This window comes from Pseudomonas sp. H3_E07 (assembly GCF_054668895.1).
Genome location: NZ_CP162795.1, coordinates 3,021,699 through 3,048,636, shown reverse-complemented (window position 1 = coordinate 3,048,636; position 26,938 = coordinate 3,021,699). Strand labels below are relative to the sequence as shown.

Below are 26,938 nucleotides of genomic sequence, written 5' to 3'. Positions count from 1 at the left end.
ATGCTTTAAGCCTGTCTCACTGGCGGCTTGCGCCGCACGTAAAGGGTTTTGTCGACCCGCGCCACCAGGGTGCCGGAGCCGTCATGAATCTGCACCTTGAGGTGGGGCAGGTACTTCTCGCCACCTTCGGTGTGTCGACGAATCTCGTCCAGCAAGGCTTCGTCGATGGAAAATTCGGCATACACCGGGCCTTTGCCCGGCGAGACAAAGTCGATGCTCGCGGCCTTGTCCCACACGATGTAGTCGCGGCCCAGGTTCTCCATCAGCATCAGCATGTAGAACGGATCAACCATCGAATACAGGCTGCCGCCGAATTGCGTGCCGACATAGTTGCGGTTGTACCAGCCCAGGCCCATGCGCACTTTAACCTGACGAAAATCGGCGCTCATATGCCGCACGCTGACCCCCGCGCCCAGGTACGGTGGATACAGGGTCATGATCCAACGCAACAACCGCGCCTTGCCGAGGCGTTCGATCAACCACTTACGCATCGGGGCGCGTGCCCAGGCCCATGGCCTGACGGGCGAACCAGCGCTTGGCCGGCGGCAACAGATCCAGGCCCAGCAGGCCCATGTTGCGACCCAGCGCGACCAACGGCTGGGCGCTGCCGAACAGGCGCGTGACCTGGTCGGAGAAGCCCACGGTGAGTTTCTGGTCGAGGCGCTGTCGGTCCCGATAGCCCTGCAAGGTGGCCAGGTCACCCGGCACTTGCGGCCCGGCCAGCAAAGCATCGGCCAACGCATTCGCATCACGCAGGGACAGGTTGAAGCCCTGTCCGGCAATCGGGTGCAGGCTGTGGGCGGCATTGCCAAGGACCGCCAGGTGCGAGCGCACTTGTTCCTCGGCTTCAACCAACGTCAGCGGGTACAGATGACGAGCGCCCACTTGCTTCAGCGTGCCCAGGCGGTAGCCGAACACGCCCTGCAATTCACTCAGGAAGCTGCGTTCGTCGAGATTGGCCAGGCGTTGCGCGTCCATGCCGATGCGGGTCCACACCAGCGCGCAGCGGTTGTCCGGCAGTGGTAGCAAGGCCATCGGGCCTTCATCGGTGAAACGCTCGAACGCTTCGCCGTTATGGGATTCGCTGGGGGTGATGTTGGCGATCAGCGCGCTCTGGTTGTACGGGCGGGTTTTCACGCCAATACCCAATTGCTCGCGCAGGCCGGAGCGGCCACCGTCAGCCAGTACGGCGAGGTCGCATTCCAGGACGGTTTCATCGTTGAGCGTCAGGCGGTAGCCATCGGGCAGCGGCTCCATGCGCGTGACTTCCGCCGGACAACGCCAGCTGACCACGTCTTTATCCAGGCCTTGCCACAGGCATTGGCCCAGCCAAGCGTTTTCCACCACATAACCGAGCGCCGGCACGCCCTCTTCCATGGCAGACAGCCGCGCGGTAGAGAAGCGTCCACGGTCGGACACGTGGATCTGTTTGATCGGCTCGGCGCGACGGGCGATGTCCTGCCACAGGCCCAGGCGCTGATAGATCTGCCGCGCGCCGTAGGACAAGGCGGAAGAGCGCGCATCGTAGCTTGGCTGGTAGTGGTCGCCCGGCGCGAAGGGTTCGATCAGCACGATCTTCCAGCCCCGCGCCTTGGCCCCGGCCTGCAACGCCAACGCCAGGCTGGCGCCTACCAGGCCGCCGCCGATGATTGCCAGATTGACCCGGCTCATCGGGCAGCCGCCATCAGCGCTTCGATGTCGGCCACGGTTTTGGGCACACCGCCGGTCAGGATTTCACAGCCTTGCTTGGTCACTACCACGTCGTCCTCGATGCGTACGCCAATGCCACGCCATTTCTTTGCCACAGTCTGGTTGTCCGGCGAAATATAGATGCCCGGCTCCACGGTCAACGCCATGCCGACTTCCAGCACCCGCCATTCACCGCCCACTTTGTACTCGCCCACGTCATGCACATCCATGCCCAGCCAGTGGCCGGCGCGGTGCATGTAGAAGGCTTTATACGCTTCGTTGGCGATCAGCTCGTCAACGTCACCTTGCAACAATCCCAGCTTCACCAGCCCGGCGGTGATGACCTGCACCGTCGCCTCGTGGGCCTGGTTCCAATGCTTGTCCGGAGCGATCTCGGCAAACGCGGCTTCCTGGGAAGCCAGTACTATTTCGTAGATCGCCTTCTGTTCCGGCGAAAACTTGCCATTGACCGGCCAGGTGCGGGTGATGTCACTGGCGTAGCAGTCGATCTCACAACCGGCGTCGATCAGCACCAGGTCGCCGTCCTTGAGCACCGCGTCATTCTGCTGGTAATGCAGGATGCAGCTGTTGCGCCCGGCGGCGACGATGGAGCCATAGGCTGGCATCTTCGCGCCGCCTTTGCGAAATTCATAATCCAGCTCGGCTTCCAGGCTGAACTCATGCAAGCCGGCCCGGCTGGCCTGCATCGCCTTCACGTGGGCCGCGCAGGAGATTCGCGCGGCCTCGCGCATCACCTTCACTTCTGCCGCCGATTTATACAGGCGCATGTCGTGGAGCAGATGATCCAGGGCAACGAATTCGTTCGGCGGTTGGGCGCCCAGATGGGCTTTGGAGCGGATCACATTGATCCAGTCCATCAGGTGCCGATCGAACTCGGCGTTGCTGCCCATGGCCGAATACACCCGGTCGCGGCCTTCGATAAGGCCGGGCAGGATGTCGTCGATATCGGTGATGGGGAACGCGTCGTCCGCGCCAAAGTCACGGATCGCGCCTTCGGTGCCGGCGCGCAGGCCGTCCCACAGTTCGCGTTCGGCATTGCGCTCACGGCAGAACAGCACGTACTCGCCGTGCTGGCGACCCGGCATCAGCACGATCACCGCTTCCGGCTCGGGGAAGCCACTCAGGTACTGGAAGTCACTGTCCTGGCGGTACACGTGCTCGACATCACGGTTGCGGATCGCCACGGCAGCGGCCGGCAGGATCGCGATGCTGTTGGGTTCCATCTGCGCCATGAGCGCCTTGCGGCGCCGGGTGTATTCCGCTCGGGGGATATGGATCATGGGCAGATGGGCTTCCTTTTTAGTGCAGCGACGGCTTGGGTGCAGCAGGCTCAGCGGACTTCTTGGTCTCGGTGAACAGCAGCAACGGCGCGACGCGCAGGTATTCCATGACTTCCATGTAGTCGCCTTCACCGTCTTCGGATTCTTCCAGGGCATCTTGCACCTGGGAGATGGCGGCCAGGTCCTGCAACACTTCCTTGGCGTCGGTGCTCAGTTCCAGGCCGCCGGCGTTGACGCCGAAACCGTGGAGGAAGCCTTGGCACCATTGGCCCAGGGCGGCGGCGCGCTCGGCGAGCGGCGCGTCGTCGGTCGGCAGCAGCAGGACCACGGTGACGTCATCACCGGTCAGCTCGCCCTTGACCATCTCTTGCAGGCCGATCAGCGCGTTGCGCACGTTGTCGGTCGGTTCGGTTTCCAGCAGCTCGGCCACGTCTGCCAGCCAGTTGTCGGCATCAAAGCCAACGCCGGTGCAACTGCGGCCCAGCAACACGCCGTGCAGTTCGGCAGGCGAGCATGGGTGGCCGCTGGTGCTCAGCAGTTTGGAAAAAGCGTCGTACGGGGAGTTCTGAATAGGCATGGTGAGCTAGGCGCCAGACGGCGCAATGTCTAGAATGGAGCGCTGTATCCTAGCACCGGCAGACGTACCAAGACTATCAAGGGCGTCAGATCGTTTATCCTGCAGTTGCCATTCATCAGACAAATCCAGTGGAACCCAATGGAAGACACCGACCTGCAAGCGCTGATGGCCAGACTCGAATTGCTAATTACTCGGGTCGAGCAACTTAAGAGTCAAAACGGACTCCTATTAGCTCAGGAAAAGACCTGGCGCGAGGAACGCGCTCACCTCATTGAAAAAAACGAAATCGCCCGGCGTAAGGTCGAATCGATGATTTCGCGCCTGAAGGCCCTGGAGCAAGACTCATGAGTTCAAGCAATAGCGTCACCGTGCAGATCCTCGACAAAGAGTATTCGATCATTTGCCCCCAGGAGGAGCGCAGCAACCTGGTGAGCGCCGCCCGCTACCTGGATGGCAAGATGCGTGAGATCCGCAGCAGCGGCAAAGTCATCGGCGCCGACCGCATCGCCGTGATGGCCGCCCTGAATATCACCCACGATTTACTGCATAAGCAGGAACGCCCTGACGTGCAGGCCAGCGGCTCGACGCGTGAGCAGGTGCGTGACCTGCTGGAGCGTGTCGATCTGGTGCTTTCCAGCGATTCAGACGCACCCAAGGGCTGATTGCGGCGACTGTTTAAGGTATACTCGCCCCACTCCCTGGCGTGTTTGCCAGTCGGCGATGTCCCTGAGCCGATTCGCACTACCCTGGAAGTTGCACGTTGGGCTGGTGTGCATGTCCGCTAGACGGAAAGCCTTAAAGCCTACTGCATCTTCCACCTTGAACTTTCGGGTTCAAGGGCTAAGTCGACAGCGGCTCTGTCGGGGAGCCTGAATTCCCAAACTCAATGCCAGTCCTCGGACTGGCATTGTTTTATGAGCCGAAACCATGACCGAACCTGCGCCGCTTTCCCGTCCGCAACTTCGACGCATGTTGCGCAAAGCCCGCCGCGCCCTCACGCCGAGCGAGCAGCGCAAGGCCGCCCACGGCCTGTATCGGCAACTCGCACAGCACCCGCTGTTTCGTCGGGCCAAACATATTTCCTTGTATCTACCGACGGACGGTGAAATTGATCCGCGCCTGCTGTTGCGTGCAGCCCAGCGCCGGGGCAAGGCCACCTACCTGCCGGTGCTCAGCGCCTGGCCACGGACCAAGATGGTGTTCCAGCGCGTAAGGCCCGGGGAAAAGCTGCTGCCCAATCGCTTTCGTATCCTGGAACCACGGGTGAATATCAGCCGCCAACGCAAGGTCTGGGCGCTGGACCTGGTGCTGCTGCCGTTGGTGGGTTTCGATGATGCAGGAGGACGCCTGGGCATGGGCGGCGGGTTCTACGATCGCAGCCTGGCCTACCTGGCGCGCCGTCAGAGCTGGCGCAAGCCGACGCTGCTGGGCCTGGCCCACGAATGTCAGAAGGTCGATCGATTGGCACAGGCAAGCTGGGATGTGCCGCTGGCGGGCACCGTAACCGATAAGCGTTGGTATATTGCGAAGACGCCACTGGAGTCAGCGGCGCCTTAGAAGAGGGGTCAGCGTTTGAACGGTTGCGGCTGCTGCTGAGCCAGTTCAACGGGTGCATCGGTCTTGTTCGACCATAAGCTTTGGGCATACCCGGTGGTCACGACGCCCAGACCAAACAAAATCACCAAAATCCATAGTAAATCCGGTTTACGTTGCATCGATTGCCCCCCTGCAGGCACCTCGTACACGATGACAACAACGTTCCAAAGTAGTCCGTTGCAGCTGCGTCAAGCTTTAAAAGCCGGCATTCTGCGGTAACGTGAACCAACACGCAAACCTTGACGCCAACCGACTGTCGGTTTGTCATCAAATTGCCTGACAACTTGCCCACTGCTTTTTTCAGGAGCCCAAAAATGGCCTATTGGCTGATGAAATCCGAGCCCGACGAACTCTCTATCAAAGGCCTGGAAAAGCTCGGCGAAGCCCGCTGGGACGGGGTGCGCAACTACCAGGCGCGCAACTTCCTGCGTGCCATGGCGGTGGGTGACCTGTTTTTCTTCTACCACTCCAGCTGCCCGGAGCCCGGCATTGCCGGCATCGGTAAAATCGTTGAAGCGGCCTACCCGGACCCGACCGCGCTGGAGCCCGAAAGCCACTACTTCGACGCCAAAGCCACCCCGGAAAAAAATCCGTGGAGCGCGATCACCGTCGCCCATGTCCAGACTTTTCCCAAAGTGCTGGGCCTTGGTTACCTGAAGCAGCAAACCGCCCTGGCCGAACTGCCCCTGGTACAAAAAGGCAGCCGGTTGTCGGTGATGGCCGTCACGCCCGAGCAATGGGCTGCCGTGATCAATTTGCTTTAACTGATCGGTATCAAGGCCCCGCCGGGGCAAACCGTTCAAACTAGGACGCTAATGCCGCAGGAAGCAGCCATGTCGACGAATCACCACACCTCCCGTCTTTTCGCCATCGCCCTCATCGCCCTGTTGTTGGGTGCCGGTGGCTTCGGCTACTGGCGCTCCACTCAGGACCGCCTGCCCGAGGGCCTGAGCATGGGCAATGGCCGCCTGGAATCCACCGAAGTGCAGATTGCCGCCAAGATCCCCGGGCGCCTCGCCGAAGTGCGGGTGGACGAAGGCGACAAGGTGCTCAAGGGCCAGCTACTTGCACGCATGGACACCCGCACGCTGGAAGCCCAACGCGCACAGGCCGAAGCCGAAGTACTGCGCGCCAAGGAAAACTTCGCCGCTGCCGAAGCCAATGTGCAACTGCGACAAAGCGAACAACTGCTGGCGAACCAGGAACTCAGGCGCACCCAAGAGTTGTACAAGCGCGGCTTCGCCAGCAGCCAACTGATCGACCAGCAGCAAGCGCGTCAGAACACCGGCAATGCGGCGGTGGTTGCCGCACAAGCCCAGGTAGCCTCGGTGAAAGCCGCCATCGGCGCAGCCCAAGCCCAGGTGGCCCAACTCACCAGCGAGATCGATGACAGCAGCCTGCGCGCGCCCATCGACGGGATTATCCAATTGCGTCTGGCCGAGCCTGGCGAAGTGCTGGGCGCGGGAGGACGCGTACTGTTGCTGATCGATCCCAACGACCAATACATGAACCTCTACCTGCCCGCCTCCGTCACCGGCCGCCTCACCGTTGGCAGCGACGCACGCATCCTGCTCGATGCCCTGCCCGACCAACCACTGCCGGCCAAGATCAGCTTTGTAGCCGCCAAATCCCAGTTCACGCCCAAAGAAGTGGAAACCCGCGACGAACGCCAGAAACTGGTGTTTCGCGTCAAACTGCGCCTGACCCAACCCAGCGCCGTGCCGCAAGCCAAACCCGGCATGCCCGGCGCAGGCTACGTGCGCACGGCTGACATCGACTGGCCGGCCAACCTGCGATGAGCGCCCTGGCGCTGCAGGCGACGGGGATCAACCACCGCTACGGCCAGCAACAGGCCCTGGTCGACATCACTTTCAACCTGCCGGCCGGTACGCGCTGCGGGTTGATCGGCCCGGATGGCGCGGGCAAGTCGAGCCTGCTGGGCTTGATCGCCGGGGTTAAAAAGCTTCAGGACGGTCAGTTGAACGTGCTTGGCGGTGCGATTGAAGATCGCCGCCACCGCAATAGCCTGTACCCGCGCATCGCCTTCATGCCTCAAGGGCTGGGCGGCAACTTGTATCCCGAGTTGTCCATCAGCGAAAACATCCGTTTCTTTGCCACACTGTTTGGCCTGTCGAAAGCCGACTGCGAACAGCGCATGCACAACCTGCTGCTGTCCACCGACCTTGCGCGCTTCGCCGACCGCCCGGCCGGCAAACTCTCCGGAGGAATGAAACAAAAGCTCGGCCTGTGTTGCGCGCTGATCCACGACCCGGACTTGTTGATCCTCGACGAGCCCACCACCGGCGTCGACCCGCTTTCACGCAGACGCTTCTGGGAGCTAGTCGAAAGCGTACGCGGCGAACGCCCGCAACTGACACTGCTGGTGGCCACGGCCTACATGGAGGAAGCCGAGCAATTCGAACATTGCCTGATGCTCGATCGCGGCAAGCTGATTGCGGACGGGCTGAGCAGTGAATTGGCTGACGCAACACCCAGCGGCAAACTGGACGAGGCCTTCACCCACTTCCAGGGCAACAGCGCCCACAGCAACCAGCCGCTGCTGATCCCACCGCGAGAAAGCGACACCACCGACATCGCCATCGAAGCCCACGACCTGACCCTGCGTTTCGGCGATTTCACGGCGGTAAACAAGGTCAGCTTCGCCATCGGCCGAGGCGAGATCTTCGGCTTCCTCGGCTCCAACGGCTGCGGCAAGACCACCACCATGAAGGTGCTCACCGGGCTGATGCCCGCCACCGAAGGCAGCGCGACCCTGCTGGGCAACCCGGTCAACGCCAAGGACCTGGCGACCCGCAAGCGCGTGGGTTTCATGTCGCAAAGCTTCTCACTGTATGGCGAGCTCAGCGTGCGCCAGAACCTGGTGCTGCATGCGCAACTGTTCGACTTACCCAAGGCCGAGAGTGGCCCGCGCATTGATGAGCTGATCCAGCGCTTCGATCTCGGTGACGTCGCCGAACAACCGTCCGGTGAACTGCCCCTCGGCCTGCGCCAGCGCTTGTCATTGGCGGTGGCGGTGCTGCATCGCCCGGAAGTGCTGATCCTCGACGAACCCACGTCGGGCGTCGACCCGGCCGCACGGGATGACTTCTGGCGGTTGCTGATCGAGCTGTCCCGCGAACAAGGTGTGACCATCTTCCTGTCCACCCACTTTATGAACGAAGCCCAGCGCTGCGACCGCATCTCCCTGATGCACGCGGGCGAGGTGCTGGCCTGCGATACGCCGGATGCGCTGCAACGGCAATTCCACGGCGATACGCTGGAAGCAGCGTTCGTCACCTGCCTGGAACAGGCTCAAGGCGAAGCCAAATCCGATGCCCCCACCGCAACCGTCAGCGAAACCGGCGCGCCGCCCGTGAGCAAACGCGGTTTCAGCCTGGCTCGCCTGTTAGCCGTGGCCAGCCGCGAAGGCAAGGAACTGCTGCGCGACAAAGTACGCATGGCCTTCGCGCTGCTGGGCGCGATGTTCATGATGGTGATCTTCGGCTACGGCATTTCCCTGGATGTGGAAAACCTCGCCTTCGCCGTCTACGACCAGGACCAGACGCCGCAAAGCCGTGCCTACCTGGAGGGGTTTCGCAGTTCACGCTATTTCGCCGAGCAGACGCCCATCCGGGACTCGAATGAACTGCACCGGCGCCTGCAACGCTCGGAAATCAAACTGGCCCTGGAGATCCCTCCCGGTTTTGGTCGCGACCTCTACGCCGGTCGCCAGCCCAGCGTAGCCGCATGGCTCGATGGCGGCATGCCGTTTCGCGCGGAAACCAGCCGTAACTATGTAGAGGCCGTGCACCAGGAGAACCTGCAGCAACTGGCCGAACTGAGCAGCCTGCCCCGCAACCACCCAGCGGCCGCCAAGCTGGAAACGCGCTTTCGCTATAACCAGGACGTGGTCAGCGTCAACGCCATCGGCCCCGGTGTGATGGCGCTGATCCTGGCGTTCATCCCGGCGATGCTCACCGCCCTCGGCATCGTGCGCGAGAAGGAGTTGGGCTCTATCACCAACTTCTACGCCACGCCGCTGACCCGTCTGGAATTCCTGCTCGGCAAACAAACGCCGTACCTGGCCGTGAGCCTGGTCAACCTGGCGGTATTGGTGGCAATGAACCGCTGGCTGTTCGGCGTGCCGTTCAAGGGCAGCGGCCTGACGCTGGCGTTTGGCGGCCTGCTCTACGTGCTGGCGACCACCAGCATGGGCCTGCTGATTTCTGCGTTCACCCGTACGCAGATCGCGGCGATCCTCGGCACCATGATCATCACCAGTCTGCCGACCATCCAGTTCTCCGGGCTGATCGTGCCGCGCTCGTCCCTGGAAGGTGCGGCGGCATTGATGGGCATGCTGTTCCCGGCAGGGCATTTCCTGGATATCGCCGTGGGCACGTTCACCAAGGCCCTGGACCTGCGCCAGTTGTGGCCACAGTGCTTGGCGCTGTTCGGGTTTTTCGTCGGGTTCACCGGACTGAGCCTGATCATGCTCAAGAAGCAGGAGGCCTGATGCATAAGTTCGCGCACATCCTGCGTCTGGGCATAAAGGAACTGACCAGCCTGCGCCACGACGGCGTGTTGCTGCTGTTTCTGTTCTACGCCTTCACCGTCGCCATCTATATGCCCGCCGCCGGTTCAGTGATCGGCGTGCACAATGCCAGCGTGGCATTTGTCGATGAAGACCACAGCTCGCTCTCCCGCCAGATGGCCGAGGCGCTGCAGCCGCCCGAGTTTCAAGCGCCCATTCCTTTGGCCTATGACCAGTTGGACAAGGTCATGGACAGCGGCGAATACACCTTCGTGATCAATGTGCCGGCGAACTTCCAGGCAGACCTGCTGGCAGGGCGCCAACCGGGCGTGCAGGTGAATGTCGACGCCACGGCGATGAGCCAAGCGTTCATGGGCGCGGGCTATATCGGGCGGATTTTCCAGCGGGAACTGCTGACCTATAGCGGGCAAGCCGCCGCCAACCAGGCGCCCGCCCTGATCACTACCCGCGCGCTGTTCAACACCAACCTGGAAGGCGGCTGGTTCCTGGCGGTGATCCAGATCGTCAACAACATCACTATTCTCGCCATTATCCTGACCGGCACCGCGCTGCTGCGCGAACGCGAGCACGGTACCCTCGACCATTTGCTGGTGCTGCCGCTGACGGCGCTGGAGATCATGTTGGCAAAAATCTGGAGCAATATGCTGGTGGTGGTGCTGTGCACCTGGCTGTCGCTGGAAGTGGTGGTCAAAGGACTGCTTGGCGTGCCGCTGGCCGGGTCGCTGGGGCTGTTCCTGTTCGTGACGGCGCTGTACCTGTTTGCCAGTACGGCGCTGGGGATTTTCCTCGCGACGCTTGCCCGCTCGACACCGCAGTTCGGCCTGCTGGCGATTCCAGTCATTATTCCAATGCTACTGCTCTCAGGCGGCAGCACGCCGCTGGACAGCATGCCCGAGTGGTTGCAGTGGGTGATGCAGGGCTCGCCATCGACGCACTTTGTGAGTTTAAGCGCGGCGATTCTGTTTCGCGATGCAGGCGTGAGCGTGGTGTGGCCGGACGTGCTGGCGCTGGCGGGGATTGGGTTGCTGTTTTTTGCAGTGGCGTTGGCGAGGTTCCGCAAGAGCCTCGCGTCGTAGCCTGCCGGAGCCTGCTCACAATAGAAGCCAGGCCCCGTGGGGCTTAGGTGGATTACTGGATGATCAGGTTGTTGAACAACAGGTCTTCCACCACCGGCTTGCCCGTCTCGTCGCTCATCACTTGTTGGGTTTGCTTGAGCGCTTCCTGGCGCAGCTTTTCCTTGCCTTCGACGGTGCTCATGGCCTCGTTGGTCTGCTGGGTGAACAGCGCTACCAGCTGGTTGCGGATCAATGGATCATTGGCTTTCACCAGTGCCGCCGCTTCGGCGCCCGTCACGCGCAAAGCGATGTCGGCCTTGAATACCTTGAGTTTCGCCGTGCCATCCAGGCCATAGTTACCCACGAACGGCGGGCTCAGGCTGATATAGCTGACCTTCGGCGCCTCGCCTTCTTTGGCTTCTTCGGCCTGGGCTGCCATCGGCAAGGTCAGGGCCAGCATCAACAGGATCCACGCTTTCACAGTTCATTCCTCAAATTCGGTTGCCGGGTAGCATAACGCTAGCAAGGCTGAGCACAAGCTTATGGCGGCTTATCAGGCCGGGGCATGCTTGTTGACCCACGCGCCTGCCCTCCTACACTTATCGGCCACGACGCCAAAAGGAATAGTCCGATGAAAGCTGTGCTGTGCAAAGCCTTCGGCCCTGCCGAAACCCTGGTGCTGGAAGATGTCGCAAGCCCAACGATCAAGAAGAACGAGATCCTGTTGGACGTGCATGCCGCCGGGGTCAATTTCCCGGACACGCTGATCATCGAGGGCAAGTACCAGTTCAAACCGCCCTTCCCGTTTTCGCCGGGTGGCGAAGCGGCGGGCGTGGTCAGTGAAGTGGGAGAAAAGGTCAGCCACTTGAACGTCGGTGACCGCGTCATGGCGCTGACGGGCTGGGGCAGCTTTGCCGAGCAAGTCGCAGTGCCCAGCTACAACGTGCTGCCGATCCCACCGAGCATGGACTTCAACACTGCAGCGGCTTTCAGCATGACCTACGGCACGTCCATGCACGCGCTGAAACAACGGGCCAACCTGCAACCCGGCGAAACCCTGTTGGTACTCGGCGCCTCCGGTGGCGTGGGCCTGGCCGCCGTGGAAATCGGCAAAGCCATGGGCGCACGGGTGATCGCTGCTGCCAGTAGCGCCGATAAACTCGAAGTGGCCAAGGCCGCCGGCGCCGATGAGCTGATCAACTACAGCGAAGCCAGCCTGAAAGACGAAATCAAGCGCCTCACCGACGGCAACGGCGCCGATGTGATCTACGACCCGGTGGGTGGCGACCTATTTGATCAGGCGATCCGCGCCATTGCCTGGAACGGCCGTTTGCTGGTGGTGGGGTTTGCCAGCGGGCGCATTCCGGAGCTGCCGGTGAACCTGGCGCTGCTCAAGGGCGCGGCGGTGGTTGGGGTGTTCTGGGGCTCGTTTGCCCAGCGCCAGCCGCAGGACAATGCGGCGAATTTCCAACAGCTGTTCACGTGGTATGCCGAGGGCAAGTTGAAGCCGTTGGTGTCCCAGGTGTATCCGCTGGAACAGGCCGCCCAGGCAATTAATGATTTGGGACAGCGCAAGGCGGTGGGCAAGGTAGTCGTGCAAACTCGCTCAACGATGTGAAATGCGGTCAATGTGGGAGCGGGCTTGCTCGCGAATGCGGTGGTTCAGTGACACATGCACTGGCTGACCCACCGCTTTCGCGAGCAAGCCCGCTCCTACCTTTGGATCTCCAGCGTCTCACAAACTCAATCACGACCAGCACTTATCTAATCGCGACATGTTCATAAGAGAACATGCAATTGCTCTCATTTCCTGTGTTTGCAGATAAGAGGCGATGCTATTTTCGGTAACGAAACTGTAACATTCGCATCCGCAGTCAAAACAAGAAATTTGGAGCTCTTGAATGTTTGCTTTCTTTCGTCCTGCCGCACATCAGGCGCCCCTGCCTGAAGAAAAAATAGACAGTACCTACCGACGCCTGCGCTGGCAGATCTTCGCCGGCATTTTCTTCGGGTACGCCGGGTACTACCTGCTGCGCAAGAACTTCTCCCTGGCTATGCCCTACCTGATCGACGAGGGTTATACCCGAGGCGAACTCGGCCTGGCGATGTCGGCTATTGCGATTGCCTACGGCCTGTCCAAGTTCCTCATGGGCCTGGTGTCCGACCGCTCCAACCCACGCTACTTCCTGCCCTTCGGCCTGCTGGTTTCCGCCGGGGTGATGTTCATTTTCGGTTTCGCACCTTGGGCGACGTCCAGCGTGACCATGATGTTCATTTTGCTGTTCATCAACGGTTGGGCCCAAGGCATGGGCTGGCCGCCAAGTGGGCGCACCATGGTGCACTGGTGGTCGCAGAAAGAACGTGGCGGCGTGGTTTCCGTATGGAACGTGGCGCATAACGTCGGCGGCGGCCTGATCGGTCCGCTGTTCCTGCTGGGCATGGCTTGGTTCAACGACTGGCATGCGGCGTTCTACGTGCCGGCCACCGTGGCATTGCTGGTGGCGGCGTTTGCCTTCATTACCATGCGCGACACCCCGCAATCGGTAGGCCTGCCGCCTATCGAGAAATACAAGAACGACTACCCGGAAGGTTACGACGCCAGCCACGAAGACGAATTCAGCGCCAAGGAAATCTTCGTCAAATACGTGCTGCGTAACAAAATGCTGTGGTACATCGCCTTCGCCAACGTATTCGTCTACCTGCTGCGCTACGGCGTGCTGGACTGGGCGCCGACCTACTTGAAAGAAGCCAAGCACTTCACGGTCGACAAGTCGTCGTGGGCGTACTTCTTCTACGAGTGGGCCGGTATTCCGGGCACCCTGCTGTGCGGCTGGATGTCGGACAAGATCTTCCGTGGCAACCGTGGCCTCACCGGCATTGTGTTCATGGCACTGGTGACCGTGGCGACCCTGGTGTACTGGCTCAACCCGCCGGGCAACCCGATGGTCGACATGATCGCGCTGTTCTCCATTGGCTTCCTGATCTATGGCCCGGTGATGCTGATCGGCCTACAGGCGCTGGAACTGGCACCGAAGAAAGCCGCCGGCACCGCCGCGGGTTTCACCGGTCTGTTCGGTTATCTGGGGGGTTCGGTGGCGGCCAGTGCGGCCATGGGCTACACCGTGGACCATTTCGGCTGGGACGGTGGTTTCGTGCTGCTGATCGGCGCGTGTCTATTGGCCATCGCCTTCTTGATCCCAACGCTGTGGCACACCAACAGCGTCAGCTCGGCGCGCTAACCGCCTGAGCAACTCTTTGCACAACGCTTGAGCCGCGCCTCCAGGTTCTTATCTGGCATGGCGTGGCTACGCAGGGCGTTGACGGTCTGCTCGACATAATCGCGAGTCGTGCCGTAACGCCCGCAAGCGCTCTGCAACACATGGTTCAGCACAACGTCGGGCAAGTTGCCGGCATAGCTGGGCAAGTGCCGCTCCAAGACAAATCCCAACGCCTGCACCGTACTGCCATCTTCGAGACGGCAACTGAGCCAATGCGGTCGGTAGGAGGGATAAGGCATCTCGCGCTGCCACAAAGCGTAAAGCGAGGCCTCCAGCTGATCTTCCGGCAAGCGGTAGGCAAACCCGCTGCAGGAGCCGCCGCGATCCAGCCCAAAGACCAACCCCGGAATTTCCGGTGTTCCCCGATGCTCATGGGACCACAGGTACAGGCCCCGGTGATAACCATGAACCCGTGCCCGCATCCGCTCGGTCGACGAGCATTCAGGGCGCCAGATCAGCGAACCATAAGCGAAAAGCCAGACCGGCCCACCCTTATGCAGGGCCATGGTGGCCTGCATCGAGCTCATTAACTGTTCGTGAGTGAGTTGCGGCCCAAGATCGAGCCGCGGAGGGTAAGCCAATTGCAAAAGATCAGTTTCAATGGCGGTCATGACGAAGAGCGTTACGCCTCCTATGTATTACCAGTTGTAAGCAACTTTACCGTAATAAAACCTGCAGCAATAAGCCGCCTGTCTCAGATATAGCTTAAGGACATTTGTATAAGACACTAAATACCGTAAGTGAATAAGTACGGATATATGCCCGACAGCCATTCGTCAGCATTACGCGTGCCAATTCCGTCACTTTCAGCCCCGGTTCAGCCTGGGAGCGCACCAAACCGTCAAAATAGTGCACACCCATCACGACCCACCTAGCCGTCCATCACACCGACTATCGAGGTCGTACCCATGAAAAGATTCCGACTGCCTGGCCTGCTGTTCCTGGCCCAGGCCACCACCGCACTGGCGGGCGAAATACCCGCAACCGATGACGACAAAGGCTTCTGGTACGCACAGACGAGCGTCTACACCCGGCATTTTGCGCCCGACCCCGAGCACAACAACAACCAGGACCTGATCGGCCTGGAACGCAATGAAGCGTCAGGCTTTGTGTATGGCGGGGCGACGTTTCGCAACTCGTTCCGGCAGCGCTCGTACTATGCGTACGCAGGCAAGCGCTACGATATGGCCGACTACCCGGTGTATGTGAAGCTGACGGGCGGGGCGATCCAGGGCTATCGCGGCAAGTACCGCGACAAGATCCCGTTGAACCGTTTTGGCGTAGCGCCGGTGATCATTCCGTCGGTGGGCACCCATTACGGGCCAGTGGCGGCGGAATTAGTGTTGCTGGGGTTCAATGCCGCGATGGTGACCACAGGCGTGCGCTTCTGACACAAACACGACGCAGTCCACTGTGGGAGCGGGCTTGCTCGCGAATGCGGTGGTTCAGTGACACATGCACTGACTGACCCACCGCTTTCGCGAGCAAGCCCGCTCCCACAGTTTGATCAGCGTACATCCGTGATGCAGGTGATCGCTTCAGGGCCGAGGGGCGTAAGCAAACACGTCCGCACGCATCTGGTGCGCGTCCATACCGGCATCCACCAGCGCATCCAGGGTGCCGTATATCATCGCCGGTGAACCGCTGGCGTAGACGTGCACCGACTTGAGGTCGGCAATGTCTTCGCACACCGCTTCATGCAACAGCCCGCAGCGCCCTTCCCAACCGCACAGGTCGCTGACGACTTTGTGCAGGAACAGGTTGGGCAGTTGCAGCCACTGGTCCCAGTGTTCGATCTGATAGAAATCTTCCGGACGGCGCACGCCCCAGTACAGGTGGACAGGGTGCTTGAAGCCGGAGGCGCGGCAATGCTCGATCAGGCTGTGCATCTGCGCCATGCCGGTGCCAGCGGCGATCAACACCAGCGGCCCGTCCGGCAGCTCGGCCAGGTGAGTATCCCCAAAAGGCAGCTCTACGCGAGCCATTTGGTTGCGTTGCAGTTGCGCAAGCAAGGTGCGCGCGCTGTCCTCGCGGGCCAGCACATGCAGCTCCAGCTCGCGCCCGGCATGGGGTGCCGAGGCCAGGGAGAACGCGGACTGCTCACCGTTCTCGCGCTCGATCATCAGGTATTGCCCGGCGTGGTAACGCACCGCCTTGCCGGCCGGCGCACGCAGGCGCACGCGCCACACATCGCCACCCACCTCGACGCATTCACTCAATTGGCACGACAACTTGCGCAACGGCAACTCTCCCGGCGCCAGCACGCCATCCCACAACACAATGCAATCTTCCAGCGGCTCGGCGATACAGGTGTAGAACTCGCCGTGATCACGCACTTCACCGGCCTGCTGCACCCGGCCTTCCACCAAGAGCGCGGCGCACACATGGCACACGCCGTTGCGGCAGGCCTGGGGGCATTCGTAGCCCAGGCGGCGCGCGCCTTCGAGGATTCGCTCGCCAGGGACCAGCTCCAGCACGGCGCCGGAAGGTTGCAGGGTTACTCGCATCAATCTATTCCCAATTCTTTCCAGATCGCATCGACACGGGCGGTGACGGCTTCATCCTTGACGATCACCCGGCCCCACTCGCGGGTGGTTTCACCCGGCCACTTGTGGGTGGCGTCCAGGCCCATCTTCGAACCCAGGCCCGACACCGGCGAGGCGAAGTCGAGGTAGTCGATCGGCGTGTTGTCGATCATCACCGTGTCGCGCTTGGGGTCCATACGCGTGGTGATGGCCCAGATCACGTCGTTCCAGTCGCGGGCATTGATGTCGTCATCGGTGACAATAACGAACTTGGTGTACATGAACTGTCGCAAAAACGACCACACACCGAGCATTACCCGCTTGGCGTGGCCTGGGTACGACTTCTTCATGGTCACGATGGCCATGCGGTACGAGCAGCCTTCCGGCGGCAGGTAGAAGTCGGTGATCTCCGGGAATTGCTTCTGCAGGATCGGCACGAACACTTCGTTGAGCGCCACGCCCAGGATAGCCGGCTCATCCGGCGGACGGCCGGTGTAGGTGCTGTGGTAGATCGGCTTGATCCGGTGGGTGATGCGCTCGACGGTGAACACCGGGAAGCTGTCGACTTCGTTGTAGTAGCCGGTGTGGTCGCCGTACGGGCCTTCATCGGCCATTTCACCCGGATGAATCACGCCTTCCAGGATGATTTCGGCAGTGGCCGGTACTTGCAGGTCGTTGCCGCGGCACTTCACCAGTTCGGTGCGGTTACCGCGCAACAGGCCGGCGAAGGCATATTCGGACAGACTGTCGGGCACCGGGGTCACGGCGCCGAGGATGGTGGCCGGGTCGGCACCCAGTGCCACGGAGACCGGGAACGGCTTGCCGGGGTGTTTTTCGCACCATTCGCGGAAGTCCAACGCGCCGCCACGGTGGCTCAACCAACGCATGATCACCTTATTGCGGCCGATCACTTGCTGGCGGTAGATACCGAGGTTCTGGCGATCCTTGTTCGGACCTTTGGTGACGGTCAGGCCCCAGGTGATCAGCGGGCCGACGTCGCCAGGCCAGCAGGTTTGCACCGGGAGCATGGCCAGGTCGACATCATCGCCTTCGATGACTACTTCCTGGCACACCGCGTCCTTGACCACTTTGGGGGCCATGGCAATGATCTTGCGGAAGATCGGCAGCTTCGACCAGGCATCCTTGAGCCCCTTGGGCGGCTCGGGCTCCTTGAGGAAGGCCAGCAACTTGCCAATCTCGCGCAATTCGCTGACTGACTCGGCGCCCATGCCAAAGGCCACGCGTTCGGGCGTACCGAACAGGTTGCCGAGCACCGGGATATCAAAGCCGGTCGGGTTCTCGAACAGCAGCGCCGGGCCCTTGTTACGCAAGGTACGGTCGCAAATCTCAGTCATTTCCAGCACCGGGGAAATCGGCATCTGGATACGTTTCAACTCTCCGCGCTGCTCAAGTTGCTGCACGAAATCCCGAAGATCCTTGAATTTCATTAACCATGCCACCCGTAAAATAGGCGTACATCCTACCTGCTATGGCGGCGGCTGGCAGCTTATCGCGATGTATTTGGTTACGGAGAATGCTTAAAAAACGGCACAAAAAAAATGGCACCCCTGAGGGCGCCATTCTTTCGGACCTGAAACGTCGTATTACTTACGCTTCATCGACAGGAAGAACTCGTCGTTGGTCTTGGTGGTTTTCAGCTTGTCGATCAGGAACTCGATGGCAGCCACTTCATCCATCGGGTGCAGCAGCTTGCGCAGAATCCACATGCGCTGCAGTTCGTCGTCGGCGGTCAGCAACTCTTCGCGGCGGGTGCCGGAGCGGTTGATGTTGATCGCCGGGAACACGCGTTTTTCCGCGATGCGACGGTCCAGGGGCAGTTCCATGTTACCGGTACCCTTGAACTCTTCGTAGATCACTTCGTCCATCTTCGAACCGGTTTCAACCAATGCGGTGGCGATAATGGTCAGCGAGCCGCCTTCTTCGATGTTCCGCGCGGCGCCGAAGAAACGCTTCGGTTTCTCCAGGGCGTGGGCATCGACACCACCGGTCAATACCTTGCCGGAGCTCGGGATCACGGTGTTGTAGGCACGGGCCAGACGGGTGATGGAGTCGAGCAGGATCACCACGTCCTTCTTGTGTTCGACCAGGCGCTTGGCCTTCTCGATCACCATTTCGGCAACCTGTACGTGACGGGTTGGCGGTTCATCGAACGTGGAGGCAACCACTTCGCCGCGCACGGTGCGCTGCATTTCGGTCACTTCTTCCGGACGCTCATCGATCAACAGCACGATCAGGTGAACTTCAGGATTGTTACGCGCGATGTTCGCTGCAATGTTCTGCAGCATGATGGTCTTACCGGCTTTCGGCGGTGCAACGATCAGACCACGCTGGCCTTTGCCGATCGGGGCGCACAGGTCGATCACACGACCGGTCAAGTCTTCGGTGGAACCGTTACCGGCTTCCATCTTCATGCGCACGGTCGGGAACAGCGGGGTCAGGTTCTCGAAGAGAATCTTGTTCTTCGCGTTCTCGGGACGATCGAAGTTGATCGTGTCGACCTTGAGCAGGGCGAAGTAACGCTCGCCTTCCTTCGGAGGGCGGATCTTGCCAACGATGGTGTCACCGGTGCGCAAGTTGAAGCGACGGATCTGGCTCGGCGAGACGTAGATATCGTCTGGGCCGGCAAGATAGGAGGCGTCAGCAGAGCGGAGGAAGCCGAAGCCGTCCTGGAGAATCTCCAGCACGCCATCACCGGAGATTTCCTCGCCGCTTTTCGCGTGCTTTTTCAGCAGGGAGAAAATCACGTCCTGCTTGCGCGAACGGGCCATATTTTCTATGCCCATTTCTTCGGCCAGCTGGAGCAGGTCGGTAATCGGCTTTTGCTTGAGTTCAGTCAGATTCATATAGGAATGACGTAATCATTTATGGAGGGGGGAAATTAAGCTTTTGGCTTAATGAGGCCGCGCCGCAGAGAAGGCGACAGGATCGCGTACTAATCGAAAAGGAGTGCGTCGGCGACGGCATGCAGGGGGCAGTGGAGAAACCAGTGCGGGGCCGAATGTACCACCTGAGTTTCGGAGCGTCTAGCCCTGTTTCACGAAAAAGCCCCGCTATTTTGCGGGGCCTTTTTGACGACTCTTAGATGTTCGCGTCAAGGAACGCTTGCAACTGAGACTTCGACAGCGCGCCTACTTTGGTCGCTTCGACGTTACCGTCCTTGAACAGCATCAGGGTCGGGATACCACGCACGCCGTGCTTGGCCGGGGTTTCCTGGTTGTCGTCGATGTTCAGCTTGGCAATGGTCAGCTTGCCTTCGTAGGTGGTCGCAATGTCGTCCAGGACTGGAGCGATCATTTTGCAAGGGCCGCACCATTCAGCCCAGTAGTCAACCAGCACCGGGCCTTGAGCCTTGAGTACTTCGGCCTCAAAGGTCGCGTCGGTGACGTGCTTGATAAGATCGTTGCTCATGGATGTCTCCGGATTGTAAGCAAAAAAAACGTGGCCCATCATAGCCGCCCTTCCACCGTTCAGGAAGCCGCCTCTGATTGAGTCTTGCTATGGCGGTGCATGAGTTTGGGTATAGCCCAACTCACGGCGTGACGGGAGTCACGAAGGCAATGCCCGTGCGCAACGCCGCATTGCGCACGTGTTCCTGCATGCTTTTCTGCGCCGCCGCACTGGCGCGCCGGGCCAGGGCGCGCAGGATCCTGCGATGTTCCTGCCAGGTTTCCATGGCCCGCTCCGGCCGGATGAACGGTAGCTTCTGGCTCTCCAGGAACACCTCGGCGCTGGCACTCAGGATGCTCACCATCGCCTGATTACCGCTGGCCAGCAGGACGCGCTGGTGGAATTCGAAGTCCAGCCGGGCAGCGGCTTCAAAGTCGCCGGCCTTGAGCACCTTGCGCATGGCCTCAACGTTATCTTCCAGGCTGTCCAGCTCATCGACAGTCAGCGTCACCGCCGCCAACCCCGCCGCAAACCCTTCCAGCGCATAGCGCAACTGGAAGATATCCAGCGGCGTGGCCTGAGCCGCAAAGGGCCAGGTAAACCCCGGCGACTCCTCGGCCGCCTGCACGAACACACCCTTGCCAGGCTGAACACTGACCACACCCAGGGCACTCAAGGACGACAACGCCTCGCGCAACGACGCTCGGCTCACCCCCAATTGCACTGCCAGATCCCGTTGCGACGGCAAGGCATCGCCCGGCCCGAAGCCCTGGTCCTTGATCAGTTTGCGAATGGCCTGCAGGGCCGCTTCCGGTACGGCTTGGGCGATGGAATTCATAGAAAACTCAAGGTTCCAGTCAACTGAGCGGCTAGTTGTAAAGCTATTCGCCGTCGGCGGCAAGCCACGCCCCAAAGGGGCTCGCGAGGTTTTGCCGACGCTCGAAAAGGGTGCGAAAAACCCGCGAACTGTTCAGACCAGTCCGACCATCGCAACGCAATAAATCCCTGGCTTGCAGGCTTTATTGAGAGTGATGGCATGGGCTGTGCACTGAGCAAATCCAGAAAATTCCTTCGCCCTTCTCGGAGAGTTGCCATGACCAAGCGCTACAGCGCCCTGCTTACTGCCCTGTTTGCCAGCCTGATGCTGAGCCAGGCACCCGCCCAGGCCAACGGTCTGGACGACATCGTCGCCCGTGGCACCCTCAAGGTCGCCGTGCCCCAGGACTTCCCGCCCTTCGGCTCGGTCGGCCCTGACATGAAGCCCCGCGGCCTGGACATCGACACCGCCAAGCTGCTGGCTGACCAACTCAAGGTCAAGCTGGAACTCACCCCGGTCAACAGCACCAACCGTATTCCCTTCCTCACCACGGGCAAGGTCGACCTGGTGATCTCCAGCCTGGGCAAGAACGCCGAGCGGGAAAAGGTCATTGACTTCTCCAAGGCTTACGCACCGTTCTACCTGGCCGTGTTCGGCCCGCCTGAAGCGGCCATCAGCAGCACCGACGACCTCAAGGGCAAGACCATCAGCGTGACCCGTGGCGCCATTGAAGACATCGAGCTGACCGCCGTGGCACCCAAGGAGGCCACCATCAAGCGCTTCGAAGACAACAACTCCACCATCGCCGCCTACCTCGCCGGCCAAGTCGACCTGATCGCCAGCGGCAACGTAGTGATGGTGGCTATCAGCGAGCGCAGCCCGAAACGCGTGCCCGCGCTGAAAGTGAAACTCAAGGACTCGCCGGTGTACGTGGGCGTGAACAAGAACGAGCCGGCGCTGCTGGAGAAGGTAAACCAGATCCTGGTCGCGGCCAAAGCCGACGGCAGCCTGGAAAAGAACGCTATGCAATGGCTGAAAGAGCCACTGCCCGCCGATCTCTAAAGCGACGGAGCTGACTCATGGCGTATCAATTTGACTTCGTGCCAGTGCTGGCCAATACCGATCTGCTGTTGCGTGGCGCGCTGTTTACCCTTGAGCTGACGGCCATCGGCGCCATCCTCGGTGTAGCCCTGGGCACCGTCGGCGCCGTGGTGCGGGCGTGGAAGATCCAGCCGTTTGCGTGGTGCTTCGGCGTGTATGTCGAGTTGATCCGCAACACGCCGTTCCTGGTGCAGTTGTTCTTCATCTTCTTCGGCCTGCCGTCCCTGGGGCTGAAGATCACCGAGTGGCAAGCCGCCGTGCTGGCAATGGTGATCAACCTGGGCGCCTATTCCACGGAAATCATCCGCGCCGGTATTCAGGCTATTCCGCGCGGACAACTTGAAGCCGCCGCCGCACTGGCCATGACACGCTTCGAAGCTTTCCGCCACGTCGTGCTGCTGCCGGCGCTGGGCAAAGTGTGGCCGGCCCTGAGCAGCCAAATCATCATCGTGATGCTCGGCTCGGCGGTGTGCTCCCAGATCGCTACTGAAGAACTGAGTTTTGCCGCCAACTTTATCCAGTCGCGCAACTTCCGCGCCTTTGAAACCTATGCCCTGACCACGCTGGTGTATCTGTGTATGGCGTTGATGATTCGCCAGTTGCTCAACTGGATCGGCCGCCGCTTCGTGATGAGGAACAGCCGATGAGTGATTTTTCCTTCTGGGACATCGTGCGCAACCTGGCCACGGGCCTGCAATGGACCTTGCTGCTGTCATTGGTGGCCTTTGTCGGCGGCGGTGTGATCGGTTTGCTGGTGATGACGATGCGCATCAGCCGCAAAGCCTTCCCGCGCAACCTTGCACGCACCTATATCGAACTGTTCCAGGGCACGCCGCTGTTGATGCAACTGTTCCTGGTGTTTTTCGGTATCGCCCTGCTCGGTGTGGATATCTCGCCCTGGCTGGCGGCGGCGATTGCCCTGACATTGTTCACCAGCGCCTATCTCGCCGAAATCTGGCGTGGCTGCGTCGACTCCATCGCCCACGGGCAATGGGAAGCCTCGGCCAGCCTGGCGCTTAACCCGCTGGAGCAACTGCGCTACGTAATCCTGCCCCAGGCGCTGCGGATTGCCGTCGCGCCTACCGTGGGGTTTTCGGTGCAGGTGGTCAAAGGCACCGCCGTCACCTCGATCATCGGCTTCACGGAACTGACCAAGACCGGCGGCATGCTCGCCAACGCTACCTTCGAACCCTTCATGGTCTACGGCCTGGTGGCCCTTGGTTACTTTTTGCTCTGTTACCCCTTGTCCCTCAGTGCGCGCTACCTGGAAAGGAGACTGCATGCCTCTGCTTAGAATTTCCGCCCTGCATAAGTATTACGGCGATCACCATGTACTCAAGGGCATCGACCTGACCGTCGAAGAAGGCCAGGTGGTGGCGATCATCGGCCGCAGCGGTTCGGGCAAATCCACCTTGCTGCGCACCCTCAATGGCTTGGAGTCGATCAACGACGGGGTGATCGAAGTCGATGGCGAATACCTCGACGCCGCCCGCGCCGACCTGCGCAGCCTGCGGCAGAAAGTCGGCATGGTGTTCCAGCAATTCAACCTGTTCCCGCACCTGACCGTCGGCGAAAACGTGATGCTTGCGCCGCAAGTGGTGCAGAAAGTGCCGAAGGCCAAGGCGGCCCAATTAGCCAAGCAAATGCTGGAGCGCGTCGGACTGGGCGAAAAGTTCGACGCCTTCCCCGATCGCCTGTCCGGCGGCCAGCAACAACGCGTGGCGATTGCGCGCGCCCTGGCCATGTCGCCCAAGGTGCTGCTGTGCGACGAAATCACCTCGGCCCTCGACCCGGAACTGGTCAACGAAGTGCTCAGCGTGGTGCGCCAACTGGCCAAGGACGGCATGACCCTGATCATGGTGACCCACGAAATGCGCTTCGCCCGTGAAGTCGGCGACAAGCTGGTGTTCATGCACCAGGGCAAGGTGCATGAAGTAGGCGACCCCAAAGTGTTGTTCGCCAGCCCGCAAACCGCCGAGCTGGCCAACTTCATTGGTTCGACGGAACAGTCGCACTGACCCGTTCGAACTGGCCATGCCCCTCCAGCAGCACCTCTCGACGGACCGAGAGGGCATTGGCCGGCAATTGAACCGCTATTTCCACCTGCGCCGTCAACCGACGGCCCGTCACCGGCGCACCGCCTGCGCTCGCATACAACGCACGACCCGGTAACAGCTGCCCGTTGCCGGCTTCATCGGGCTGCCACGATACCGGCCTGCCGTCGACCTGAGCCTGCCTCAGGCTCAAGGTAAAACGCCCTTGCCGCCCGAACTGAAAGCCTTGGGCATCGGCGGCGACACCGCTGAAACGCAGCGCCATCGTCGAAGCATTCGTGCAAAGCACGCTCAGGTGCAGCGTACGTGGCGTGTCCAGCGTCACTGTCGCCCGGCCGGAGGTCGCTTGCGAAGGACGAATCACCCCATAATCGACCCGGGGCTCGCTCAAGGTCATCCGGCAGTTGTCGGCTTGCGCCTGGCTCGCCACAAGGACCACCCACACCAGCCACAGGCTCCTGCGCTTAGCGAACATGGCAGACCACCGGTGCGGTTTCGTAGAGTGTGTCATCGTCAGGCTCTTGCTCAGGATTGACTTGCAGCCGGCAGGATTTGGCGTCCGGCAGTGAAACCGTCAGGGTTTGCGGCCCATCGATATTGCTCAGGAACACCATGCCCTCGCCCACTACGCTGGTCACAAAGTTGTTGTCTTCACCGAACACCGCGGCACCTTGAGGCAGTGGTCGGCCCTCTTCGTCCTGGGCTTCAAGCAATAGACGACGGACTTTCACCACGTCAAAGTTGAGAATATTGACTGAGCCCCGACCGGCAGCGAGCACCTTGGTCCCGTTCTTCAAGTCGACGCGCTTGGGCAGCGACTGGGTCTGCACCTGCAGATGGTTGTTGCTGTAGGCCTGCAGCCCGGGGATCACTGCCTGGCCGCTGAAATCGGTCCATACCGGCCCTTGGGGTGTCGAAACCTTGGCCGCTCCGATATCGCCCACCGAGACAATGCCAAACGTGTCCTGCACCGCATACGGCGAGAAGGTCACGCCGTGCTCATGGGCCACGATGCCGCCTTGCAGCTGGCCGGAATAATGGGTGTTCGACGGATCACGGTCGACGCCCAAGCTCACGCGGGTATACAGCGGCAAGACGTCCACACGGCCGCGCACGCTTTGCTCTCGCTCTTTCATGTCCCGATCGACACCGACCTCGTAGTTCACATAGTCGTTGACCCGCTCGCTGAGGGCGGTGCCGGCATCCAGCCGGTCACCTCGACGACTGACGTAAGTGCTCATACTCCGATCAGTCCCGAGGGGCACCGTGACCTGCAGCCTGACAGACATGCCCTCGTCCAGCCGATCGTTGCGGCGGCCGCCCCGAATCGGCTCCAGGCTCCGAGGCGCGGTCGCGTCTACCTGAGCGTCGGCGATCAGTGCGACACCCACGCCGTTGAACGTGTTGTTCCACGAGGCAAAGAGGTGATCGTTGGATTGCCCGTCAAATTGCGAGCTACGGGTGAAACCGAGGGAGAAACCACCCAGGGACGGGTCCGCCCAGCTCAAACCGGCCGTGTACTGGCGCTTAAAACGCGCATCGAGGTCGTACCCCCTCGACGCCTGGCCGGCGTCCAGTACCTCCCGGTAACCACGGCTCTGTGCCGAGGCACTCAGGTTGATATCAAGGTTGGCAAATAACGGAATCCCCAAAGACAGCGTGCTCCGCGCACCTCCCACCTCATCTTGAGCATCACGGGACAGGTTATGGCGCACGCCCACGGTCACCTGATGGAAAAACACACTGCTCAGGGATCCGCCTGCCGACTGATATTCGTCGGTACTCAGCAAACCGAAACCCAACGACGAGCGCTGGCCCAACCCCCAGGTGCCGCTGCCCATGGCAACCACAGGGGATTGCTGGTTGTCGAGGGTCGTCTCACGCACCTTACCGAGGGAAAAATAGTACCCCGGCTCCACCGGAGCCCCACCAAGAAAGGACGCAGCGGGCACCACGAAGCTGCGCTTTGCCCCACGCACGTCAATCACGCTCACGTCGAGGTCGCTGGTGCTGTTCAGCAACGGTAAACCGGTCAGCCTGAACGGACCTTCCGGCACCAGGGTGGAGTGGATCAATGCGCCCGACTGACGGACTTCGACGCGTGACTGGCTTTGAGCCAGCCCTTCAACGACGACATTGCTGTCGCCCGCACCGGAGCGCTGCTGGCCATCCGGGAAGAACTGCAAGCCCGTCAGTTGTACGCCGCCGAATATAGGGTTGTTGGTGGAAATCTGCCCCACCTGGAAGGTCGACTGCAACGCCGCGATATCGCGCTGGGCATAGGCATTCACCTGTTCGGTGCGCGTCTTGCCATTGTCGGACACATAAAACTGGCGGCTGCGTACAATCCAATTACCCAGGTTGAATCCCGCCTCGGTATAGGCCGACACGAAACGACTTGACCCACTGCGCGCGTGGGTATCGAAACCCAATACGTCGTAGTTGAAGAGCGCGGCCGCGCCACCCTCGGAAAAACTCCCGCCCTCCCACTCCGGCGCACGCAGGGACTGGGTCGGCACCACCAGTGTGACCTCGTCGCTGCTGGGGCGCAGTCGCACCATGGTCGCCGGATATTCCCCAACGAAATCATGGCAGGCCTGATCAGGGGTGATGCCCTCGCGCAGAACCTTGGACGGGGTAACCAGACCGGCTTTTGCCAGCAATGCAGGGGTGAAGCACAACTGCCCCTGGTAATCGAAACGGGCGTCAACCAACCCCAGCGGCGTGCCATTGACTCGCAGTCCGACCACATGAACACCTTCGCGAAAGCGCGCTGCGCTACGGAAGTATTCAGACACCTGCGGATCAATCCCAAGGGAGGTCAGCGCGGCCAGATCAAAACCTTCCCCCAACCCAACCGCTGCGCTGCTACCTGGCAGACTCCACAGCGTCGCAAGCCCCAGCAGAATTCTGGAGCGAGCCTGGGAAATAGTGCTCGGCACGCTATTGGCAGAGCGACGGGTATGCCTGATTTTTTTCATAGGC

At 61.0% G+C, this 26,938-nt stretch carries 28 protein-coding genes and 1 other RNA gene; 15 read left to right on the top strand and 14 right to left on the bottom strand.

What is annotated here, in order from left to right:
* Nucleotides 1–5 precede the first annotated feature (5 nt).
* Genes AB4O08_RS13805 through AB4O08_RS13790 form a run of 4 tightly spaced genes read right to left on the bottom strand, consistent with a single transcriptional unit; the run spans nucleotide 6 to nucleotide 3,567 of the window.
* The gene (locus tag AB4O08_RS13805; protein WP_010207379.1) at nucleotides 6–491 is read right to left on the bottom strand and encodes a DUF4442 domain-containing protein; all 486 of its coding nucleotides are present in this window, start codon (nucleotides 489–491) and stop codon (nucleotides 6–8) included.
* The gene (gene ubiH / locus AB4O08_RS13800; RefSeq protein ID WP_010207380.1) at nucleotides 484–1,671 is read right to left on the bottom strand and encodes a 2-octaprenyl-6-methoxyphenyl hydroxylase; all 1,188 of its coding nucleotides are present in this window, start codon (nucleotides 1,669–1,671) and stop codon (nucleotides 484–486) included. The genes AB4O08_RS13805 and ubiH overlap by 8 nt, the downstream gene beginning before the upstream one ends.
* Entirely contained in the window at nucleotides 1,668–2,990 is a 1,323-nt protein-coding gene (gene pepP, locus AB4O08_RS13795) for a Xaa-Pro aminopeptidase (RefSeq protein WP_021492631.1), read from the bottom strand. Before pepP ends, ubiH begins: the two co-directional genes overlap by 4 nt.
* 19 nt (nucleotides 2,991–3,009) lie before the next feature.
* On the bottom strand, nucleotides 3,010–3,567 hold the full coding sequence (locus AB4O08_RS13790) for a YecA/YgfB family protein (RefSeq protein ID WP_021492630.1): 558 nt from the start codon (nucleotides 3,565–3,567) through the stop codon (nucleotides 3,010–3,012).
* Nucleotides 3,568–3,705: 138 nt separating this feature from the next.
* Here AB4O08_RS13790 and AB4O08_RS13785 point away from each other — a divergent pair, with 138 nt between their 5' ends.
* From AB4O08_RS13785 to AB4O08_RS13770, 4 genes are all read left to right on the top strand, one after another.
* On the top strand, nucleotides 3,706–3,915 hold the full coding sequence (locus AB4O08_RS13785) for a TIGR02449 family protein (RefSeq protein ID WP_007982902.1): 210 nt from the start codon (nucleotides 3,706–3,708) through the stop codon (nucleotides 3,913–3,915).
* Nucleotides 3,912–4,229 carry a cell division protein ZapA gene (locus AB4O08_RS13780; RefSeq protein ID WP_010207385.1) on the top strand — a complete coding sequence of 106 codons (318 nt, stop codon included), beginning with the start codon at nucleotides 3,912–3,914 and terminating at the stop codon, nucleotides 4,227–4,229. The genes AB4O08_RS13785 and AB4O08_RS13780 overlap by 4 nt, the downstream gene beginning before the upstream one ends.
* Nucleotides 4,230–4,259: 30 nt before the next feature.
* A non-coding RNA gene (gene ssrS, locus AB4O08_RS13775) (6S RNA) lies at nucleotides 4,260–4,438 on the top strand.
* A 56-nt stretch (nucleotides 4,439–4,494) separates the two neighbouring features.
* Nucleotides 4,495–5,124 (top strand): 5-formyltetrahydrofolate cyclo-ligase, encoded by a 630-nt coding sequence (locus AB4O08_RS13770; protein WP_010207386.1) that lies wholly within the window; start codon nucleotides 4,495–4,497, stop codon nucleotides 5,122–5,124.
* Nucleotides 5,125–5,132: 8 nt separating this feature from the next.
* Here AB4O08_RS13770 and AB4O08_RS13765 read toward each other — a convergent pair whose 3' ends face one another.
* Nucleotides 5,133–5,282, bottom strand: coding sequence for a hypothetical protein (locus tag AB4O08_RS13765; RefSeq protein ID WP_010207387.1), 150 nt, complete (start codon nucleotides 5,280–5,282; stop codon nucleotides 5,133–5,135).
* A 195-nt stretch (nucleotides 5,283–5,477) separates the two neighbouring features.
* Here AB4O08_RS13765 and AB4O08_RS13760 point away from each other — a divergent pair, with 195 nt between their 5' ends.
* The 4 genes from AB4O08_RS13760 to AB4O08_RS13745 all read left to right on the top strand — a co-directional run bounded on the left by AB4O08_RS13760 (nucleotide 5,478) and on the right by AB4O08_RS13745 (nucleotide 10,791).
* Nucleotides 5,478–5,927, top strand: a complete 450-nt coding sequence (locus tag AB4O08_RS13760) for an EVE domain-containing protein (RefSeq protein WP_021492628.1) — start codon at nucleotides 5,478–5,480, stop codon at nucleotides 5,925–5,927.
* 69 nt (nucleotides 5,928–5,996) lie between these two features.
* Nucleotides 5,997–6,962: an HlyD family secretion protein gene (locus AB4O08_RS13755; protein WP_021492627.1), complete on the top strand. Its 966-nt coding sequence runs from the start codon at nucleotides 5,997–5,999 to the stop codon at nucleotides 6,960–6,962.
* The gene (gene rbbA, locus AB4O08_RS13750) at nucleotides 6,959–9,676 is read left to right on the top strand and encodes a ribosome-associated ATPase/putative transporter RbbA (RefSeq protein ID WP_236266738.1); all 2,718 of its coding nucleotides are present in this window, start codon (nucleotides 6,959–6,961) and stop codon (nucleotides 9,674–9,676) included. Before AB4O08_RS13755 ends, rbbA begins: the two co-directional genes overlap by 4 nt.
* Nucleotides 9,676–10,791, top strand: a complete 1,116-nt coding sequence (locus AB4O08_RS13745) for an ABC transporter permease (protein ID WP_460114183.1) — start codon at nucleotides 9,676–9,678, stop codon at nucleotides 10,789–10,791. Before rbbA ends, AB4O08_RS13745 begins: the two co-directional genes overlap by 1 nt.
* A 52-nt stretch (nucleotides 10,792–10,843) precedes the next feature.
* Here the strand turns inward: AB4O08_RS13745 and AB4O08_RS13740 are convergent, their stop codons facing one another.
* On the bottom strand, nucleotides 10,844–11,251 hold the full coding sequence (locus AB4O08_RS13740; RefSeq protein WP_010207395.1) for a flagellar basal body-associated protein FliL: 408 nt from the start codon (nucleotides 11,249–11,251) through the stop codon (nucleotides 10,844–10,846).
* A 150-nt stretch (nucleotides 11,252–11,401) separates the two neighbouring features.
* On the opposite strand from AB4O08_RS13740, the gene AB4O08_RS13735 reads away from it, so the two are divergent.
* Together AB4O08_RS13735 and glpT are read left to right on the top strand one after the other, a co-directional pair.
* Nucleotides 11,402–12,388 carry an NADPH:quinone oxidoreductase family protein gene (locus AB4O08_RS13735; RefSeq protein ID WP_042570922.1) on the top strand — a complete coding sequence of 329 codons (987 nt, stop codon included), beginning with the start codon at nucleotides 11,402–11,404 and terminating at the stop codon, nucleotides 12,386–12,388.
* Between the two features lie 283 nt (nucleotides 12,389–12,671).
* Nucleotides 12,672–14,009: a glycerol-3-phosphate transporter gene (glpT, locus tag AB4O08_RS13730; RefSeq protein ID WP_010207397.1), complete on the top strand. Its 1,338-nt coding sequence runs from the start codon at nucleotides 12,672–12,674 to the stop codon at nucleotides 14,007–14,009.
* Here the strand turns inward: glpT and AB4O08_RS13725 are convergent.
* On the bottom strand, nucleotides 14,006–14,659 hold the full coding sequence (locus tag AB4O08_RS13725) for a gamma-glutamylcyclotransferase (protein ID WP_021492624.1): 654 nt from the start codon (nucleotides 14,657–14,659) through the stop codon (nucleotides 14,006–14,008). The two genes, glpT and AB4O08_RS13725, sit on opposite strands and share 4 nt — an antisense overlap.
* Before the next feature lie 297 nt (nucleotides 14,660–14,956).
* Between AB4O08_RS13725 and AB4O08_RS13720 the strand changes: the two genes are divergently transcribed.
* Nucleotides 14,957–15,439, top strand: coding sequence for a hypothetical protein (locus tag AB4O08_RS13720; RefSeq protein WP_010207399.1), 483 nt, complete (start codon nucleotides 14,957–14,959; stop codon nucleotides 15,437–15,439).
* 147 nt (nucleotides 15,440–15,586) lie between these two features.
* Here AB4O08_RS13720 and AB4O08_RS13715 read toward each other — a convergent pair whose 3' ends face one another.
* From AB4O08_RS13715 to AB4O08_RS13695, 5 genes are all read right to left on the bottom strand, one after another.
* The gene (locus tag AB4O08_RS13715; RefSeq protein WP_010207400.1) at nucleotides 15,587–16,555 is read right to left on the bottom strand and encodes a CDP-6-deoxy-delta-3,4-glucoseen reductase; all 969 of its coding nucleotides are present in this window, start codon (nucleotides 16,553–16,555) and stop codon (nucleotides 15,587–15,589) included.
* Nucleotides 16,555–18,021 carry a 4-hydroxy-3-polyprenylbenzoate decarboxylase gene (gene ubiD, locus AB4O08_RS13710; protein WP_003176824.1) on the bottom strand — a complete coding sequence of 489 codons (1,467 nt, stop codon included), beginning with the start codon at nucleotides 18,019–18,021 and terminating at the stop codon, nucleotides 16,555–16,557. The genes AB4O08_RS13715 and ubiD overlap by 1 nt, the downstream gene beginning before the upstream one ends.
* A gap of 156 nt (nucleotides 18,022–18,177) precedes the next feature.
* Complete coding sequence (rho, locus tag AB4O08_RS13705) at nucleotides 18,178–19,437, bottom strand: transcription termination factor Rho (protein WP_003176825.1); 1,260 nt, start codon at nucleotides 19,435–19,437, stop codon at nucleotides 18,178–18,180.
* A gap of 235 nt (nucleotides 19,438–19,672) precedes the next feature.
* Nucleotides 19,673–20,002: a thioredoxin TrxA gene (gene trxA, locus AB4O08_RS13700; protein WP_010207403.1), complete on the bottom strand. Its 330-nt coding sequence runs from the start codon at nucleotides 20,000–20,002 to the stop codon at nucleotides 19,673–19,675.
* Nucleotides 20,003–20,123: 121 nt separating this feature from the next.
* A complete protein-coding gene (locus AB4O08_RS13695; RefSeq protein WP_010207405.1) occupies nucleotides 20,124–20,819 on the bottom strand; it encodes a FadR/GntR family transcriptional regulator in 696 nt (231 codons plus the stop codon).
* A 255-nt stretch (nucleotides 20,820–21,074) separates the two neighbouring features.
* Here AB4O08_RS13695 and AB4O08_RS13690 point away from each other — a divergent pair, with 255 nt between their 5' ends.
* From AB4O08_RS13690 to AB4O08_RS13675, 4 genes are read left to right on the top strand one after another with little or no spacing between them, the layout of a single operon-like run.
* Nucleotides 21,075–21,860, top strand: a complete 786-nt coding sequence (locus AB4O08_RS13690; protein WP_010207406.1) for a transporter substrate-binding domain-containing protein — start codon at nucleotides 21,075–21,077, stop codon at nucleotides 21,858–21,860.
* Between the two features lie 17 nt (nucleotides 21,861–21,877).
* Nucleotides 21,878–22,546 carry an amino acid ABC transporter permease gene (locus AB4O08_RS13685; RefSeq protein ID WP_010207407.1) on the top strand — a complete coding sequence of 223 codons (669 nt, stop codon included), beginning with the start codon at nucleotides 21,878–21,880 and terminating at the stop codon, nucleotides 22,544–22,546.
* Entirely contained in the window at nucleotides 22,543–23,193 is a 651-nt protein-coding gene (locus tag AB4O08_RS13680) for an amino acid ABC transporter permease (protein ID WP_010207408.1), read from the top strand. Before AB4O08_RS13685 ends, AB4O08_RS13680 begins: the two co-directional genes overlap by 4 nt.
* Nucleotides 23,180–23,917, top strand: coding sequence for an amino acid ABC transporter ATP-binding protein (locus AB4O08_RS13675; protein WP_010207409.1), 738 nt, complete (start codon nucleotides 23,180–23,182; stop codon nucleotides 23,915–23,917). Before AB4O08_RS13680 ends, AB4O08_RS13675 begins: the two co-directional genes overlap by 14 nt.
* On the opposite strand, the gene AB4O08_RS13670 is transcribed toward AB4O08_RS13675, so the two are convergent.
* Nucleotides 23,889–24,428 carry a DUF1120 domain-containing protein gene (locus tag AB4O08_RS13670; protein ID WP_187516864.1) on the bottom strand — a complete coding sequence of 180 codons (540 nt, stop codon included), beginning with the start codon at nucleotides 24,426–24,428 and terminating at the stop codon, nucleotides 23,889–23,891. The two genes, AB4O08_RS13675 and AB4O08_RS13670, sit on opposite strands and share 29 nt — an antisense overlap.
* A complete protein-coding gene (locus tag AB4O08_RS13665; RefSeq protein WP_305375399.1) occupies nucleotides 24,418–26,934 on the bottom strand; it encodes a fimbria/pilus outer membrane usher protein in 2,517 nt (838 codons plus the stop codon). The genes AB4O08_RS13670 and AB4O08_RS13665 overlap by 11 nt, the downstream gene beginning before the upstream one ends.
* Between the last annotated feature and the right edge of the window lie 4 nt (nucleotides 26,935–26,938).